Annotated in this window: 15 protein-coding genes; 1 reads left to right on the top strand and 14 read right to left on the bottom strand. The window is 42.3% G+C overall.

Features of this window, described 5'->3' with window-relative positions; all coding sequences use genetic code 11:
- Positions 1-29 precede the first annotated feature (29 nt).
- The 10 genes from H513_RS0113155 to H513_RS0113110 all read right to left on the bottom strand — a co-directional run bounded on the left by H513_RS0113155 (position 30) and on the right by H513_RS0113110 (position 11,773).
- Positions 30-1,454, bottom strand: coding sequence for an aldehyde dehydrogenase family protein (locus H513_RS0113155; RefSeq protein WP_026801159.1), 1,425 nt, complete (start codon positions 1,452-1,454; stop codon positions 30-32).
- 118 nt (positions 1,455-1,572) lie between these two features.
- Positions 1,573-2,775 carry a NupC/NupG family nucleoside CNT transporter gene (locus tag H513_RS0113150; protein ID WP_026801158.1) on the bottom strand — a complete coding sequence of 401 codons (1,203 nt, stop codon included), beginning with the start codon at positions 2,773-2,775 and terminating at the stop codon, positions 1,573-1,575.
- A 464-nt stretch (positions 2,776-3,239) separates the two neighbouring features.
- The gene (gene safA / locus H513_RS0113145; protein WP_026801157.1) at positions 3,240-3,863 is read right to left on the bottom strand and encodes a SafA/ExsA family spore coat assembly protein; all 624 of its coding nucleotides are present in this window, start codon (positions 3,861-3,863) and stop codon (positions 3,240-3,242) included.
- A gap of 64 nt (positions 3,864-3,927) precedes the next feature.
- Complete coding sequence (locus H513_RS0113140; RefSeq protein WP_026801156.1) at positions 3,928-5,283, bottom strand: alanine/glycine:cation symporter family protein; 1,356 nt, start codon at positions 5,281-5,283, stop codon at positions 3,928-3,930.
- Positions 5,284-5,394: 111 nt separating this feature from the next.
- Positions 5,395-5,853, bottom strand: coding sequence for a hypothetical protein (locus H513_RS0113135; RefSeq protein WP_026801155.1), 459 nt, complete (start codon positions 5,851-5,853; stop codon positions 5,395-5,397).
- Positions 5,854-6,026: 173 nt separating this feature from the next.
- Positions 6,027-6,938 carry an oligopeptide ABC transporter permease gene (gene opp4C / locus H513_RS0113130; protein WP_026801154.1) on the bottom strand — a complete coding sequence of 304 codons (912 nt, stop codon included), beginning with the start codon at positions 6,936-6,938 and terminating at the stop codon, positions 6,027-6,029.
- Positions 6,939-6,953: 15 nt separating this feature from the next.
- On the bottom strand, positions 6,954-7,919 hold the full coding sequence (gene opp4B / locus H513_RS0113125; protein WP_026801153.1) for an oligopeptide ABC transporter permease: 966 nt from the start codon (positions 7,917-7,919) through the stop codon (positions 6,954-6,956).
- Between the two features lie 36 nt (positions 7,920-7,955).
- Positions 7,956-9,710, bottom strand: a complete 1,755-nt coding sequence (opp4A, locus tag H513_RS0113120) for an oligopeptide ABC transporter substrate-binding protein (protein ID WP_026801152.1) — start codon at positions 9,708-9,710, stop codon at positions 7,956-7,958.
- Between the two features lie 24 nt (positions 9,711-9,734).
- Positions 9,735-10,754 (bottom strand): ABC transporter ATP-binding protein, encoded by a 1,020-nt coding sequence (locus tag H513_RS0113115; RefSeq protein ID WP_026801151.1) that lies wholly within the window; start codon positions 10,752-10,754, stop codon positions 9,735-9,737.
- A complete protein-coding gene (locus tag H513_RS0113110) occupies positions 10,751-11,773 on the bottom strand; it encodes an ABC transporter ATP-binding protein (protein ID WP_026801150.1) in 1,023 nt (340 codons plus the stop codon). Before H513_RS0113110 ends, H513_RS0113115 begins: the two co-directional genes overlap by 4 nt.
- Positions 11,774-12,033: 260 nt before the next feature.
- On the opposite strand from H513_RS0113110, the gene H513_RS0113105 reads away from it, so the two are divergent.
- The gene (locus tag H513_RS0113105) at positions 12,034-12,216 is read left to right on the top strand and encodes a hypothetical protein (protein ID WP_026801149.1); all 183 of its coding nucleotides are present in this window, start codon (positions 12,034-12,036) and stop codon (positions 12,214-12,216) included.
- Between the two features lie 70 nt (positions 12,217-12,286).
- Here H513_RS0113105 and H513_RS0113100 read toward each other — a convergent pair whose 3' ends face one another.
- From H513_RS0113100 to H513_RS0113085, 4 genes are all read right to left on the bottom strand, one after another.
- Positions 12,287-13,009 carry a YqjF family protein gene (locus H513_RS0113100; RefSeq protein WP_036770320.1) on the bottom strand — a complete coding sequence of 241 codons (723 nt, stop codon included), beginning with the start codon at positions 13,007-13,009 and terminating at the stop codon, positions 12,287-12,289.
- Positions 13,010-13,105: 96 nt separating this feature from the next.
- Positions 13,106-14,185: a toxic anion resistance protein gene (locus H513_RS0113095; RefSeq protein ID WP_036770319.1), complete on the bottom strand. Its 1,080-nt coding sequence runs from the start codon at positions 14,183-14,185 to the stop codon at positions 13,106-13,108.
- 4 nt (positions 14,186-14,189) lie between these two features.
- Positions 14,190-15,830: a YceG family protein gene (locus H513_RS0113090; protein WP_036770317.1), complete on the bottom strand. Its 1,641-nt coding sequence runs from the start codon at positions 15,828-15,830 to the stop codon at positions 14,190-14,192.
- The gene (locus H513_RS0113085) at positions 15,827-16,846 is read right to left on the bottom strand and encodes a helix-turn-helix domain-containing protein (RefSeq protein WP_026801145.1); all 1,020 of its coding nucleotides are present in this window, start codon (positions 16,844-16,846) and stop codon (positions 15,827-15,829) included. Before H513_RS0113085 ends, H513_RS0113090 begins: the two co-directional genes overlap by 4 nt.
- Positions 16,847-16,849 lie beyond the last annotated feature (3 nt).

Raw genomic sequence — 16,849 nt, 5'->3', positions numbered from 1 at the left:
CAACGGCGTTCGGGTCTTCTTTCTACTATCTATTCTAGATTCATGACGACAAGACGCTCTTCTGTCATCTCTTCAATGGAGTACTTCGGTCCTTCTTTCCCCCAACCACTATTTTTCACACCACCATAGGGCATGAGATCTACACGGTACTGGGATGCATCATTAATCATGAAGCCGCCTACTTCGACTTTACGAGCGGCTTTGTAGGCACGATTAAGGTCCTTCGTAAAGATGCCACCCTGTAGTCCATAATTAGACTGATTCACCTCGTCAATGACACGGTCTAAATCATTGAATGTCATCATCGTTACAACTGGTGCAAAGATTTCTTCACACACAACCTTCATGGACTGGTCCACGTCCGTAAGAATCGTTGGCTCAAACTGTGCCCCATTCCGCGTCCCGCCATGGACAATTGTAGCACCAGCTTCTTTCGCTTCAGAGATCCATTCTTCAGCACGTTTCGCTTCTTCTTCACTAATCATCGGGCCTACGTCCGTCTTATCATCGTACGGGTTGCCAACAACGAGTGATTTAGTCGCTTCAATGAAATGCTCTTTGAACTCGTTCATGACTTCTTCATGAACATACATACGCTGAACAGAGATACAGACCTGACCTGCATACGCGAATGCCTTCTGGGCAGTAGTTTCTGCTGCCTTCTTCACGTCCGCGTATTTATCAATGATGACTGGAGAATTGTTCCCTAATTCTAGTACAAGCTTATTTAAGCCTGTGTTCTGCTTAAGCTTCAGCCCTACTTCAGCACTACCTGTAAACGTATATAGGTTTACACGTTCATCCTGCATCATTTGATTTCCAACTACTGACCCTGACCCAACGACTACATTTAGAAACCCTTTCGGCAAGCCTGCTTCGTGAAACAGCTCAGCTAGTTTCAAGGACGAAACTGGAGTTCTGCTGGCTGGTTTCAGTACGACTGAGTTCCCTGCCGCGATAGCTGGGGCAATCTTATGTGCAACTAAATTTACCGGGAAGTTAAACGGACTAATAGCGCCAACTACCCCTACCGGGACTCGAATTGTAAATGCGAGTCGATTCTCAGATCCCGGCGCTGCTTCTACAGGCACTCCTTCGCCTGTAATGCGCTTCGCTTCCTCAGCAGAGAGCTCAAACGTCTGAGTTGCACGGTCAATCTCCGTTCTTGCCTGCTTAATCGGCTTACCCGCTTCTGCTGTAATGATTTGAGCTAATTCTTCTTTCTTCTCTTGCAAGAGTTCACTTACACGATGAAGCACTTTGTAACGTTCGTACGGCGGGAAGTCAGTGTTATGAAAAGCCTCATAGGCGCTTGTAATCGCACGCTCTACCTCTTCTTCACCAGCCTTCGAAATGGTAGCATGCACATCCTTTGAATATTTGTCATACACATCAACCGTTTCGCTTGATGATGTCCATTCGCCGTTCATGTATAATTGGTATTCTTTCGTCATTATTGTCTACACTCCCTTTAAAGAATGGTGGCTCTATACTGTTTATTCCATTTCTTTGAAGAGACTAAACACATAAAAAAAGCCTGAAATGGGCTGCACGACCATTTCAGGCTTTATATTAGAAGGTTAAGAAGATACCAGCAATTGTTGCGGAAAGCATGGAAGCTAATGTAGTTGCAACTAGAAGTTTCAGACCGAATTTAGAGACGGTAGAACCTTTCTCTGGGTCGATTCCTTGAACTGTACCTGCGATAATTCCGATTGAGGAGAAGTTCGCAAAGCTTGTTAGGAAGACAGATACAATTCCAATTGTCTTCTCGGAAGCATAACTCATTAGACCATTTTCAGCTGTAAACAATTGCATTGCTGCAAATTCGTTTGTAATTAATTTCGCACCCATGATACTACCAGCGTCAACTACTTCATCAGCAGGAACACCCATTAACCATACGAATGGATAGAAAATGTAACCAAGCATTTGTTGTAAAGTTAAGCCAGAAGCTACGAGAGAAATTAAATTATTCACTAAATCAAGAGTCGCAAGGAAAGCAATTAGCATCGCGGCTACAATTAATGCAATTTTACCACCATCTAGTGCTCCATTTCCCATTGCCTCAAACAGACTATTTGCGTTTGAAACATCTTGAATTTCAACTTCGTCTTCTTCTTTAGATACTTTAACCGGCGCAATTAAAGAACTTACAATCAGCGCACTGAACATGTTCAATGGCAACGCGACAAGGACATATTCTGGTGGGATTAGACCCATATACCCTCCGACGATTGAAGCAGCAACAGACCCCATTGCTGATGCACTAACGACAAATAATCGGTTATTGTCTAATTGCTTAAATTGGGACTTAATTGCAATTAGTGCTTCTGATTGACCAAAGAAGATACTGTTAACAGCGTTAAATGATTCAACCTTAGGCATTCCAGTTAATTTAGAAAGGAACGCACCTAAATATTTAATGATAAATGGCAAAATCTTAAGGTACGTCAGAATGGAAAGCAATGTGGAGAAGAAGATAATAATTAATAGAACGTTAAAGATAAATGTTCCATTCTCTCCAAGCTGTATTCCACCAACAACAAAGTTAACCCCATATGAACCTCTAGCAATCAGGAAGTTGAACATATCCGAAATCTTTAGTATGATTGTTTGTCCAATATCCGTATTGAATAGAACAAAAGTCAGCAAGAATTGCAGACCAATCATGACTCCGAGACCACGATAATTAATATTAGGGCGGTCATTCGACATTAAAAATCCGATCCCAAATACGACCAGGATCGATAGCAAGCCTATCAAGATGTCCATCCGTTGAGCTCCTCCTCTACCTCTTACACGTTTATTTTATGTCATGATTCCAAGCCTTTTATGAAAGTGCTTTCATGACTGTCTCCTCTAGAATTTTACCAAGTCGTCTGACATCATGCAACTACTAATAACCCCAAATGAGTGTGTTACAATTACATCTAATTGCCCAAATCCCATGATATATAAGGGATTATGACATACTCTAGGTTTATTAAAAATTTTTTAAGGGAATATTAACAAATTAACGTTTTAGTTGTACAACCTTTACTTTTCCCTAATTTCGACTTTCCACTCGAACTATAAATTAGGAATGAGGCGTAGAAATACATAGAACATTCGACATGTATAGAAACTATTTCCATATACTCACCCCAGCCTCATGAGCCCCTCCAAATAAAAAAGCCAGACCGTCGAGAATGTTATCGACAATCTGACTAGCGTTTGTACACGCTGCTTCTTAACGGTTATTTCGTGATAAACATTTGGGTCCAGTAGTGTCCATAACTTCCGCCCTTGGCATAGCCTACACCAATGTACGTGAGATTCGGGTCAAGTATATTCTTACGATGCCCAGCGCTATTCATCCAGGAATCTACGACAGATTGAGCTGTAGTTTGACCAGCAGCAATGTTTTCAGCGGCTCTTGTATAAGACACATTAAAATCTTTCATCATATCGAACGGTGAACCAAAGGTTGGAGATTGGTGAGAGAAATAATTCTGGTCCCTCATATCACGTGACTTATAGCGAGCAACACGAGATACTTCCCAATCAGCCTGTAATGTAGACAGACCTTGCTTCGCTCGTTCTTCATTTGTCAATCGAATGACTTCCCGTTCAATTGCTTTAATATCTTGCTTTAGTGGAATCGTTACACGATCACCAGGATAAATCAGGTCTGGGTTAGAGAACTGAGGGTTTGCATCAATAATTTCAGACAAACCAATTTTATACTTTTGAGAAATAATCCATAATGTGTCCCCAGGCTTTACAGTATATGCATCCGTATCTTGAGCCTCTGCCTGGTTAGGCAAGAGAACCATCATCATCAGCCCTAACACAAACAACGGTGCCAGCAAATGTTTCATGGTAGATATCGCTCCTTTTGGTTGATTATGGATAGCTTGCCTATCCTCCATGAAACTATGCGGATTATTTTCCTTTTTTATTCCGTAAATAGTCGTCTGTTATTTCTTTCGCTTTCCCTGTGAGTAATACGACTCCGATAATATTCGGGATAACAATCATCGCAAGAATTAAGTCGAGAAACTCCCACACAATCTTCAATCCTCCCACTGCCCCAAGAACGATTGCAAGTAAATAGATGAATCGCATCAACCACTTTACTCGACGGCCAAATAAGATCTCCGCTTGACGTTCTCCAAAGAAGATAATGACCCCGACAGTTGCAATAACAAAGAAGAACAGAAGAATGGCTAGAATAGTCGCACTCAATGTCTCGCCGAATACCGGCTTGAAGGCCTCGGCTACCATCGATGCTGCATCCTCTTTCTCCACCTTGCTCCATACACCTGTCACAACAATCGTAATTCCTGTTAATGTACAAATGACAAGCGTATCAATGAACACGGCAATGATTCCCCAGAAAGAAAGCTCGACAGGCTGGTCCATGTCCGCCTCCGCATATGCAATGGACGATGATCCCATACCAGCCTCACTTGTATAAAGCCCTCTTGCCAATCCCCACCTAATTGTTTGAACAACAGCAGCTCCGCCAAAGACCCCTACAGATGCGGCAGGAGTGAATGCGTTCCCAACAATCAGCTTAATCGCATCATCAATTTCCTTATAGTTAATCCCAATCACCCAAAGCGTTAATCCCACATAAATCAAAACAAAAATCGGAAGGAAAATGGAGCTCAACTTTCCAATTCGCTTAATACCTCCCCAGATCACCAGCGCAGTCACAAGGGCGACAATCAGTCCTGAAATAAGCGGACTAAATCCAAAATCCGTCTCTACACTTGTCGAAACTGAGTTCGTCTGAACCATAACGCTCGGAATGACTTCAATCATCAAGCCAAAGGAATAGAACCAACCAAGTTTCTTCCACCCAAGCCCCTTCGATAAATAATACTTCGGCCCTCCTACCCACTCTCCATTCCGGTCTTTCTCACGGTATTTCATTCCGAGGATGATTTCACAATACATTGTCGTCATACCCACTAGTGCCACAATCCACATCCAGAAGATAGCCCCAGGGCCTCCGAATGCCACCGCAACTGGTACTCCTACAATATTTGTAGCCCCTGCCGTAGCGGACAATGCAGAGGTGAATGTCTGAAACGGGCTTACCCCATCTACCTTCTTCTTCTCTTTAGAGAAAATGGTTCCAATCGTCTTTCCAAATACGAGCCGTGCATGTAAGAACGGGAGAAATCGTAATCGTATGGTTATGTAGACCCCCGCAGTAAGAAACAGAAAGATAAGTGGAAATCCCCAAATGAAATCAGAAATTGTACTAATTGCCTCTTTCGCACGATCCATACTCACAAACTCCTCTTCCAATGACATCTTCACATACATTGTTTGTTGAAAAGTTGGAGTTATGCAAAAGGCCAAAAAAAGAAGCCGGTCCCTATAGGACCAGCTTCACAGTTATTGTCTGTCTCTAAAGCCTTCTTCATCTAAATACTCAATCGCTGCGTTATACGTATGGAACGTACCATCAAGCATATCGTCTGCGTAAATATTCCAAGTATCCAAATGACTTTCGTAAATGAGTGTTAGCACTTCGCCTTCTTCATTCGCCCAGAATTCTTTCGTTTCTTCATCTGCTATAGGAGATAACGAATCGATTGCAAGTTCTACCACTCTGCGTAGTTCTGCCTCAGAGTAGTCGCGAATATTCACAAAGCCTCGGTCGTCTGTGTCGTAACCGACCACATATTCAGCATAGACATACCCATTGCCGTTCGGGTGTAGATGATAAACTACGTTCTTCTTATCAATCGCGCTATCTTCGTATTGATAATTAACGCGTCCAAGTGACACATTGTTGCGGGTAAGTTCAGGAAATGAATCCATTATGTTTAGTTTCTCTTCAAATGTCAGCATAGTGCCTCCATATAATCGTATAGTTTAAGTGTCCTTAGTATATCATTATTTTGCACTCATCTCCAATCTAACCGTGAAAATACTCCCATTTAACAGAACAATAAAAAAAGGAGACTAGACTAGGCTAGTCTCCACAATGGGAGGTGGGGCTACAACCCCATATTGGCTACCTTCTATCTATAAGATTTAGGATTCAACGCATCTTTAATTCCCTCACCAATAAAGTTGATGGATAAGATTGTGACCGTTAATACGATTGCTGGCGGAATCCAAATCCACGGCATTCTTTGCAATACGTCTGCTTCTTGAGATGCAGACAACATGTTGCCCCAACTTGGGACTTCTTGAGGTACACCAAAACCGAGATAGCTCAATGCAGATTCTGCCGATATCATGACCGCGAACAACACCGTAATTTGTACAATGATTGTACTTAATACGTTCGGCAATAGATGCTTCATGATAATTTTAGAAGGCTTCGTACCAATGGATACCGCAGCTAAAATGTACTCATTCTCTTTCTCTGCTAAGAACTTGCTTCGGACAAGACGCGCGACGCCTCCCCACCCCAGTACACTTAGCACAAGAATAAGTAGCCACGTACCTTCTACTTTACCAAAGAAAATGGCATTGATTACAATCGCAAATACTAAAAACGGTAGGTTCAGTATGAAATCTGTGAAGCGCATAAGCAAGGTATCAATGAGCCCTCCATAATAGCCGGCAATGGCTCCAACAGATATCCCAAACAGCATAATTAAGGCCGTTGAGGCAATTCCGACGTAAAGAGATACTCGTCCACCGTAAAGCAAACGGGTGAAGACATCTCGTCCACTCTTATCTGTCCCTAACCAATGATCACTAGAAGGTGAAAGTGACATCTGACCAATATTAACTCGACTAATGTCTGTCGTTGTAATATAAGGAGCTAGAAACGACAAGATTGAAACGACTAACAAGAAAATTAAACTCGTCATCGCAAGCTTGTTATGAAAGAACTTCCTTCTGGCAATAGCCCAGGGAGACTTGCTCTTTTTCGGCTTAGAGGAAGCTGTGTGAGTCTGATTTTTAGTTGATAGTTCCATTCTCTATTCCCCCTCTTAGTCCACTCGTATCCTTGGGTCTACAATGCCATACAGAAGATCCGCAATCATATTTCCGACAAGAACAAGTAATGAGAACATCATGACAAGCGTCATCATTACTGGATAATCACGACTTCCAATGGAATCTAAGAACAGTTGTCCAATTCCAGGATACGTAAAGATGCTTTCTGTAATAATGGCACCATTCACAAGCGTAACGATATCAAAGCCTAGAAACGTTACAATTGGGATGATGGAATTTCGTAGAATATGAGAGTTGTAAATGCGACTCTCAGGCGTTCCTTTGGCACGAGCCGTTCGTACGTAATCTTTTTGACTATTATTAATAATGTCATTACGTAAGAATTGTGTGTACTGTGCAGTACTCAAGGCACCTAGTACGAGCGCCGGTAAAAAGACGTGATTGATCTTACTTAAGTAAAATGCAAGTGTTCCCTTCTCGACTGTAATATCAACTGAGCCACTGAATGGGAACCAGCCAAGTTTAAAACTAAAGAAATAAATTGCGAACACCCCTGCAATGTAAGAAGGTACAGCTAAGAAGAAATAGTTCACTCCACCAATCGTATGATCCCCAATTGTATAAGGCTTTCTTCCAGCATAAATCCCCATTGCAAAAGCAAGCATGTACGTAATAAGTAATGAACTAATTCCAAGCATTAGCGTGTTTGGCATACGCTCGGCTATAATTTGAGAAACATCCATCTTAAGTCGAGTAGATTCTCCAAATTCACCTTGAACGAAATTACCAATCCAGCGAAAATACTGTACGTGAATTGGGTCGTTATAACCAAGCTTTTCACGCATTTCTTCGATATACTCTGGATCTGTATTGTTCGGGTCAATTTCCCCACCGAAGGGATCCCCTGGCATAAGCATTGCCAGGGAAAACACAACGATAGAGGTAAGGAGCAACATAGGAATCATTCCTAGTAATCTACGAAGTGTGTATTTCAACATATGCATTCTCCTTATCCAGTGAAACAATCAGGAAGATTATTCTTTGATGTACCATTCCATTGGGTTGTTGTGGCCAGTAACGTCAAAGCTGATTCCACCAACACGGTTGTTCACTCCAGATAGCTCTTGAAGTTCAGCAATGAAGATCATTGGAAGCTCTTCGTTTACAAGCTGCTGCCACTCAACATAAAGCTCTTTACGCTTCTCTTTATCATCACCAACGATTTCAATATCAAGCGCGTCATCTAGAAGTTTGTCAGACTCTTCGCTTACCCAACGAGGGTAGTTCCAAAGTACATCAGATTTCCAAAGACCAGATGGATCTGGATCTGCGCCGTAACCCCAACCACCGAAGAATGTTTCAATCTCTTCAGCATCAGACTCTAGCATATCGTAGTAAAGGTTAACCTCTACCATTTCTAGAGAAGTTTCAAGGCCAATGTCGTTCCAGTACTGAGTTAGTGCTTTAGCACGAGACTCAAACGTAGGGTTTGATGTTGCATAGTGAGAGAAGTCTACCACGAAATCTTCACCATTTGGATCTTCACGGAAGCCATCATCATCAACATCCACGTAACCCGCTTCATCAAGAAGACTCATTGCTTTCTCAGGATCGTACTCATATGTGTTCAAGTCAGCGTTGTCAGCTGCAATCCAGTGAGAAGTTGGTACCGGACGGTTAACTGGTGTACCGTAACCTTGGAAGAAGGCTTCAATCCAAGCTTCGCGGTCAATTGCATAAGCCATTGCTTGGCGTAATTGTTTATCGCCATATTTGTCTTTTTGCTCAACAACTTTTTGTTGCTCATTATCGAATTTACCAAGTTTGAAACCAACATAGTAATAGGAAAGGCCAGGATAAGTCTCAAGCGATACATTCTCCATTGCCTCTACATCTTTACCAACTGTTGGGTGTACGCTACCAAGAACATCAATTTCATCGTTCTGTAGAGCACCTGTAACAGCTGTGCTGTCTAGTACTTTAATGATGACTTGATCTAGATTTGGTTTACCTAGACGGTAATCTTCAAATGCAGTTAGTTTGTAAGATTCACCTGGAACGATTTCTTCTACTTTAAATGGACCTGTTCCTACAGGAGTTTGACGAACCATTTCAGAACCTGACATATCCGCTACTTCAATACCTTCAAATTGTGCTTTGTTCATTGGATATGTCCAAAGGTTAACCAGGTTGTTCACGCGTGCTTTATCAAACGTTACTTTAATTTCGTAGTCACTTACAACTTCAAGTCCAGAAATCGTATCAGCTTCTCCATTATGGAATGCCTCTGCACCTTCAATTGTTTTTACGTTTGTATAACGCGGACCATCGTAGTCTGGATGAGCAATTGTTTCAAGTGCGAATACCCAGTCATTAACTGTTAGCTCTTCGCCAGTGTGCCATTTTACGCCTTCTTCAAACGTAAATGTAAACACCTTATTGTCTTCAGTTGTCCAGTCTGCAATATTCGGGATTGGATTCAACTCTTCATCAAACTCAATCAAGTTCTCTTGGATAAATTGAAGAATTTGATCATCTGTTTGAATACCATAGAAGGCATAATCAAGAAGTCCTTCAGGAGTTGCATCAAGGCCGAATGTTAAAGTACCACCCTGAGGAGCTTCTCCATCTGTTGCTTCTTCCCCTTCACCTTCTGTACCTTCTTCAGTTGTTTCCTCATCTTTACCCTCTTCCTCATTACCTGAGGACTCTTCAGAATTACATGCAGCTAGAAATAGTGATAACGTAAGTAGCATAGCGAAAAGCAATAACCATCGATTCTTCTTCATGAGATCGAATACCCCCTATGTGTTTTAATTTGTTAGACCCTCGTTTTCATAAAGTAGACAGGCAACATGTTGTCCAGGCTTCACCTCCTTAAGCTGAGGTTTAATGCTTGAACAAGACTCCATCGCCTTAGGGCAACGTGTGTGGAACGGGCAACCTGTTGGAGGATTCTCAGGACTCGGTACGTCTCCCTCCAAGACAATTCGTTCTTTCTTTTTTCCGTAGGAATCTACATCCGGTACGGCTGAAATTAGGGCTTGTGTGTATGGGTGTAGTGGGTCGTCGTAGATTGAGTGTTTATCAGCAATTTCGACTAAGTTCCCGAGGTACATAACGCCAATGCGATCACTCATATGTTTCACAACACTTAAGTCATGGGCGATAAACAGGTACGTTAAGTCGAATTCGTCTTGTAGTTCGTTTAGTAGATTTAACACTTGAGATTGAACGGATACGTCTAAGGCGGATACAGGTTCGTCTGCAATAATTAGCTTTGGTCGCAATGCAAGTGCACGTGCAATTCCAATTCGTTGTCGCTGACCACCTGAGAACTCATGAGCGTATTTGTAATACGCATCTTCAGGGAGACCAACTTTGTTAAGCAAGTCCATTACTTCCGAGCGAAGCTCTTTCTTAGACCGGTTGTTGTAGTAGTTCTTAATGGGTTCAGCCACGATGTCCCCAACCATCTGCATTGGATTTAGCGATGCGTATGGGTCTTGGAAGATCATCTGGAGTTCTTTCCGAATTTCGCGTAAGCGACGTCCAGTAACCTCCGTAATATCATCCCCGTCGAATGTCAATTTTCCTTCAGTTGGCTTCAACAGCCTTAGAATGGAACGTCCGGTTGTTGATTTGCCACACCCTGACTCTCCTACCAGCCCTAGGGTTTCTCCTTTTTTAATGAAGAAGCTTACGCCATCAACTGCCTTTACGGCTCCAATCTGTTTCCGAAAGAATCCACCTTTTACGGGGAAATGCATTTTCAGATTTTCAACTTCTAATAGATTTTGTGCATATTTGGCTTCATTAGCGGGTATACTCATCTTACAACCCTCTCTTGCGGGCGGCTTGTCTCATACAACAAACAAGCGACTTCATGCCCCTCTGTATTTTCTGCTAGCTGTGGGGTAATTTCGGTGCACTCAGCCATTGCTTTTGGACACCTTCCTGCGAAACGGCACCCAACCTTAGGCATATTGCTTAAGGACGGCACAATCCCCTCAATCGAATCCAACACTTCAATGGATTCATTCATTTTAGGAACTGCTCCGATTAATAGCTCGGTATACGGATGAAGCGGTTCTGTGAACAATTTCCTCACTTCAGTACGCTCAACAATCTTTCCTGCATACATGACAATCACTTCATCACACGATTCTGACACAACACCTAAATCATGCGTAATTAAGATAATGGCCATGTCATTCTTCGATTGGACATCTTGTAATAATTCTAATATTTGAGCCTGAACGGTAACGTCCAGCGCAGTAGTCGGTTCATCGGCAATCAGAAGCTTTGGTTGACACGCAATAGCCATCGCAATCATGACCCTTTGTCTCATCCCTCCTGAAAGCTGGTGCGGATATTCATCCACAATTTTATCTGGACGAGGAATTCCAACCGCCGTTAGTAAGGCGACAGATTTCTCTCTAGCTTCCCGTTTCGTCAACTTAAAGTGATTATGTAGAACCTCCTCAAGCTGAAACCCTATGGTGAAGACTGGATTCAATGAAGTCATCGGCTCTTGGAAGATCATGCCGATATCTTTCCCTCGTATCTTATTCATCCTCTTCGGCGAATAGTTCTGTATTTCATCCCCGTCGAAAATGATTTCTCCATTCTTTATCTTTCCAATGCCCTTAGGTAGAAGCTGCATGATGGAAAGCGACATGACACTCTTTCCACATCCTGATTCCCCAACCACACCAAGTACTTGGCCTGGTTTGACGGAGAAACTCACGTTGTCTACTGCGTTGTAATCGGAACCTTCTATAGTGAACGCAGTTTCAAGACCCCTTACTTCTAACAAAGGTGCTTGGTCTCTCTCTTGTACCCGACTCATGGTGCACCCTCCCATTGCTAATATTATTAATTTTCAGATAACTATTAACATGGGTATAGCTTATACTATCCAGAAGTGTCAAGTCAATGGTTTTGAGACAATTTCCCTAAACTTTGTAAAATTCTCGTAATAATAGTCTTACAATTGTTACTTTTCAGTACTTCTCTCTTCCCATAAAAAAGTTTAAAATGAAATTAATACTCTGTTTATACTTCTCATAAACTAGAACATGTAAAATTCACTATGGAAGGAGGAGGCTTATGTCCTACGAAATGTATAATTTAGTTAGCATTGTTTTATTCGTTGGAATTGCTTTATATTTTATTGGTCGTGCTCTGAAACGTAAGAAAATCGTATATGTCGGCATTGGAATGATTAGCGTAGGAATAAGTGCGGCGCTTATTGATGGGTTCATCGAAGGGTTCAATGAAGCTCGATTTTAATGCTATTATTTTATTTCTTTATCTAATACATAGAATCCTCACCCCCTCACTAACACGACAAGCAGGGGAGCTATTCCCCTGCTTGGACCGCTTCTTTCTCAAATGGATAAATATATGACTCTAGAACCTCAGAATAGTGAGCAATCGGCGCTTCTGTAAATGTGTATTGGAACGGTTGCAACAGCTCATTCTTCTCAATTTCATAGTGTCCCTCTCGAAGCTCCCACTTATTATGATCTATCTTTCCCTTATACACAAATCCGTTGTGAACATTAAATAAGCAATATCGCTCTGTTAACCAATTTACTAATGTTCTTCTCCCATCAATGTGTAACTTCTCTCCACCACTATAAGAAAGGTGAAAAGCAGGGTTACCCTTCCCCTCATGTGTCCTCCTACTCGAGAACTCCCATTTCTCACCCATCCTCTCCATTCTCATCTTCGCCCGGAAATACGGTAAGTGAAATATTGACCTGGCAATTTGCACCCCTAGAACGTGGTTCGCATCCAAACTGAAAAAGTATACCCCACGCTCTCCTTTGTACGTTACGTACGTTCTAACATTCAGTTCATAAAGAGAAGAGACAAACGGGACTACAGGTAGCCCCTTGAAACGAATCTGACTCATCTCAAAGGGAACAATCCCAATCCAAGCCTGTCCTTCAAATGTGTCTACTGTTAACGATTCTGGTAGAAAGGGTTGTAAGTGTTCTGGATGAATGGGGTAGTGAAGAAACAACAAATGATTCCACTGCTGCTTCATCACCCAACCTTTTCGAGGCTTCTCTGTCATGATTCAAACTCCTTTACGATGACGTCCCTACCCAAAAGTATACAAAAAAATCGCGACACTATTCATGTCGCGATACGTTCTCGGGTGGGTTCTAACTTACCCGTGTTTCTTTTTAAAGTTTTCCTGAAGCTCTAATACGCGTTTACGTCCTTCTTCTCGAATTCGCGTATTCTCGTCCTCAATAGCCTTCGTATCCTGCATCCCTTGAACAATCGTGTTAAAGGATTCTTCAATCGTTTCGATTTTAATAGATGGTCCGCCAGCCAATTCTGCAATCTGACGACTCTGGTCTGATACATTTTGCGCGTTTCGCTTCAACATCTCATTCGTTCTTCGGTCTAGCTCACTCATGCTATCAGCCACAAGCTTTTGCCTTTTCGCTGCGACAGCTTGAATCACGCTCGTCTTAAAGATTGGAATCGTTGTAACAAAGGCAGAGTTAATCTTATTCACGAGTTTCGTGTTCCCGCGCTGCAGAAGACGAATTTGCGGAGCCTGTTGGAAGGCGACCATTTGTGCCATCTGTAAGTCATACACTCGTTGGTCTAATAGTTCAGCACCATTTTTCAGTGTTTCGAGTTCCATAGAAGCCCGCTGATTACCTTCTCCAGCCTTCCCTTCAAGCTGTTGAATTTGTTGCTGAAGTTCTTCTTGCTTCAGTTGTCCTGCAGTAATGTATTTCTCTAGGTCTAAATAAAATTGATAGTTCCGTTCGTACATGTCTTCTAGATTATGGGTGTTATCCACCATCTCATCTCTATATTTAGAGATTTCGACGTTAATTTTTTCAATTTCGCCACCAAGTGATTGGTACTTATCGAAGATTTTCTCAATCATCTTCTTACCACGACCAAATACTTTATTGAATAGCCCTTTGTTTTCTTCAAAGTCTTTCTTATCGAACTTCTCCATTACTTTGCTAAGTTGTTTCAACAACTTGCTGGAGTCTTCCATGCTAGAATTCTTCATCGTTCCTAAAATTTTGTCAGAGAACTGTGAGATTTCATTAGCAGGCTCTTGACCAAATGAGAGCAATTCCGTTTGTTGACGCTCATCAATCGTGTCTTTAATTCGCTGTACTTCTGGATCCTTTCTCAATTCCTGCTTTAACTCATTCGCTTTGTCTTCTGACAGTTGATCTTCAATTGGCTGAACATCAGTTGTTTGTTGAGACATGAACTCACTCTCCTAAAAATCGTTTAATTTTCGAACGCAATCGGTCTTTCAATCCGTAACTTTCTTTATAATCAAGTCCAAAGCACATTTCCTCTAGCATATGGGTATCGAATCGCTCTTCATTCAGATAACTCTCTAAGTCGTTGTGACCTGACGGGTTATATAAGAGCAAGTCGACTCCGACTTCATTCATGAGCAACAACCGCGCAGCATCCGCTCGGGACATTTCGCCGTTCAATTCGTTATTATAAAGCACGAGTTTCGGAACTTCCTGAGCGTAATCAAATTTCTGAAGTAGCTGCAAGAATTCAGTTGGCAGCTGCGTAGCCTGTTGAAATAAATAAATTTTTACGTCTTCCTCACTCTCACCTGGCAATGGATACAGCTGTGGATTGGAGCACATTCGTTCAATGGCCTTCGCAATCCCCGTCTGTAGTCCATTAGGTAGTTGTTTATAACGCCAGAAGTTCCCAGACATCATTTTCTCCGCTTGGAGCGTGCCATCAGTGTTAAGAGAGTGGGTGTAATGAAATCGATAGTTCCCTTTCACTTCTTCTGAGAACGGAAATTCATTGACCACATGAGACGGGTTATAATCGGCCATTTGCTGCATGCGCGACCAGTATTCATCCCGATTATTAGACACCCCTACTACTTTAGCAAAGAGAGATGGAATATGAACAACACCATCTTCTACATAGAACTGAGGACGTACGAAAGCTTTCTCCTTGCCCAATATAAAAATTTCATCATACGTGGTCTTCATCGTAATGGACATGGGGGCATATTGCCGAAATTGCCAAGGCTTGTAGAGCATGGAATTATCGTGATGGAGTACTCGGTCCATTTCTTGTGACGCTTTATAGGCGACGGTAGCACTTCGCTTCTTCCGCTCTGTCGGGAAAGACGTAGGTTCTTGTTGCTGTGGCAATGTTTCAACGAGTGAATAGTCCACTTCCAGATTAACGTGACTAAATATGTCTTCCTTGTTCGGATGATAGAAGATGAGGTCAGCACCAATTAGATATAAGAAGTATAGAAAATAGCTCTGGCTCTTCGTCGCTTCCCCATACCATAGCACACGCGGAAACAATCCTTCTTCACTGTTGCTCTCAAGCCAAGGCTCTAAATGATTGAGCGAGAACTTCACAAGGTCGAACAACACACGACGGAAGTCCCCATCTTGCAACCCTTTCTCATGAACACGTTGAAACTGCTTTAATACTTCAATCAACTGAATTCGAATATGCCGATTCATAAGTGAATCTGATAGTTTCGGAAGTAACTGCTTGCCGTCCAAGAAAGCCACAAGTCGATTTACAGAGAGCTGCTCTTGCTGGTTAATACGCCAGATTTCTTGCAAATCTTGAAAAGCCTTATTCTCAATTTGCTTATCTAACGTCTCACTTAGGACTTCTAGCTTCAGGTCCTCATCATTCGCTAAGTCGTACAACTCATTCATATACTCATCTTCATCCTCATACACACCAAGGATTGAAATGATGAGTTGACCAATATAAAGCGTATCTTCCCTTACTTGTTCTTCATGTCGGTCCGTGTACGGCTTCTGTAGGAGCTCTTTCCATTCACGTTCTCGTACATCCTCAAGCGGAACAGCTGCAATCTGTTTAATGGAAGGATTCATTTCGAGTTCCCCCCTTCTTTCATTATCTCATATGAGTCTCTTATAAGCGGCTCACCAAAGACCGTATACATCCCCTTGGCCGTTACGGCGTACGAAGACCCAAATTTACGGATGGTCCCTTTCGGAAAGTCTTCTCGCCTCTTTCTTAACGTAGAAGGATCAATTCCCCATTGGATACAAGCAGCCTTCGAACTTAGAATGGACGGGGCATCTAAGTTTGTTTGCGCCATTAAGAGCACATCTAACAACAATTGTTCACTTGAGAAAATGCCTGGCTCATCGGTCACGATGACTCCGCGCACATCTCCTCGCTGAGTTGCCAGTTGACTTTGACTCGGGATGTAAGCTTGGTCAGCCATTTTAAGCATATTCTTGTCTAGATAAGAATCCCCTGAGGTAACGAGAAAGGAATCCTCTAGTTGTGCCAAGACGTGAGCAAGTGCTCTTTCCTTCCGAACTGGGTTTGGGATTAAGTACATCTTCTTTCCTTGAGGTGTTAAAGTCCACCCTTCTTCGAAAGCATAAGCCACAATCGCATCTAGTTCCTTATAAGGAAGCTTATCTTCATCAACGATAAAGTAATAGAATAACCCATCTGCTTGCCTTTGCCGTAACAACCAGTCTCCATTGCCAACAGAAGCTATCGCTGATAGGATTCTTTCTGCTGGAGCACACTGTTCAAGGATTTCCGTTTCAATCTTAGTCGACCACTCACGGTCTGGTTCCCCATTCACTAAGATTGTCCCCCCATTTGATGTAATGGCATAGGTAGGAGCGAGCTCTTGTATATAGGAAATTCGCTTATACTGTTCAACCGTTCTTGTCGTGACAGGAATAAAGGTTGCCACCTCACGAATTCGCTTTAGTAAGTTGGAAGAAGTCGAGGTCATATAAGATTGCTCTTTGCCATCAATCCATTCAACCGGACTTACATACACATTTGCTTTTGGCGCTTTCATCGTGCGCTCTGAGAATAGTAGCGTTTGGTCTAAGTCACTTGCAAAAATCAACGTCATCGC

Origin of the sequence: Pontibacillus halophilus JSM 076056 = DSM 19796, from assembly GCF_000425205.1 — a bacterium.
In the GTDB taxonomy this organism is placed as follows: domain Bacteria; phylum Bacillota; class Bacilli; order Bacillales; family BH030062; genus Pontibacillus_A; species Pontibacillus_A halophilus.
Note: the sequence above shows the minus strand (reverse complement) of the source record. Positions and strands in the feature narration are given on the sequence as shown.

What these genes read in the sequence shown, in the direction of transcription:
- opp4C (WP_026801154.1), bottom strand. Translation starts at nt 6,938, where the DNA reads ATGGAACTATCAACTAAAAATCAGACTCACACAGCTTCCTCTAAGCCG.
- H513_RS0113110 (WP_026801150.1), bottom strand. Translation starts at nt 11,773, where the DNA reads ATGAGTCGGGTACAAGAGAGAGACCAAGCACCTTTGTTAGAAGTAAGG.
- H513_RS0113115 (WP_026801151.1), bottom strand. Translation starts at nt 10,754, where the DNA reads ATGAGTATACCCGCTAATGAAGCCAAATATGCACAAAATCTATTAGAA.
- H513_RS0113105 (WP_026801149.1), top strand. Translation starts at nt 12,034, where the DNA reads ATGTCCTACGAAATGTATAATTTAGTTAGCATTGTTTTATTCGTTGGA.
- H513_RS0113095 (WP_036770319.1), bottom strand. Translation starts at nt 14,185, where the DNA reads ATGTCTCAACAAACAACTGATGTTCAGCCAATTGAAGATCAACTGTCA.
- H513_RS0113155 (WP_026801159.1), bottom strand. Translation starts at nt 1,454, where the DNA reads ATGACGAAAGAATACCAATTATACATGAACGGCGAATGGACATCATCA.
- H513_RS0113150 (WP_026801158.1), bottom strand. Translation starts at nt 2,775, where the DNA reads ATGGACATCTTGATAGGCTTGCTATCGATCCTGGTCGTATTTGGGATC.
- opp4B (WP_026801153.1), bottom strand. Translation starts at nt 7,919, where the DNA reads ATGTTGAAATACACACTTCGTAGATTACTAGGAATGATTCCTATGTTG.
- H513_RS0113100 (WP_036770320.1), bottom strand. Translation starts at nt 13,009, where the DNA reads ATGACAGAGAAGCCTCGAAAAGGTTGGGTGATGAAGCAGCAGTGGAAT.
- H513_RS0113140 (WP_026801156.1), bottom strand. Translation starts at nt 5,283, where the DNA reads ATGGATCGTGCGAAAGAGGCAATTAGTACAATTTCTGATTTCATTTGG.
- H513_RS0113090 (WP_036770317.1), bottom strand. Translation starts at nt 15,830, where the DNA reads ATGAATCCTTCCATTAAACAGATTGCAGCTGTTCCGCTTGAGGATGTA.
- H513_RS0113085 (WP_026801145.1), bottom strand. Translation starts at nt 16,846, where the DNA reads ATGACGTTGATTTTTGCAAGTGACTTAGACCAAACGCTACTATTCTCA.
- opp4A (WP_026801152.1), bottom strand. Translation starts at nt 9,710, where the DNA reads ATGAAGAAGAATCGATGGTTATTGCTTTTCGCTATGCTACTTACGTTA.
- safA (WP_026801157.1), bottom strand. Translation starts at nt 3,863, where the DNA reads ATGAAACATTTGCTGGCACCGTTGTTTGTGTTAGGGCTGATGATGATG.
- H513_RS0113135 (WP_026801155.1), bottom strand. Translation starts at nt 5,853, where the DNA reads ATGCTGACATTTGAAGAGAAACTAAACATAATGGATTCATTTCCTGAA.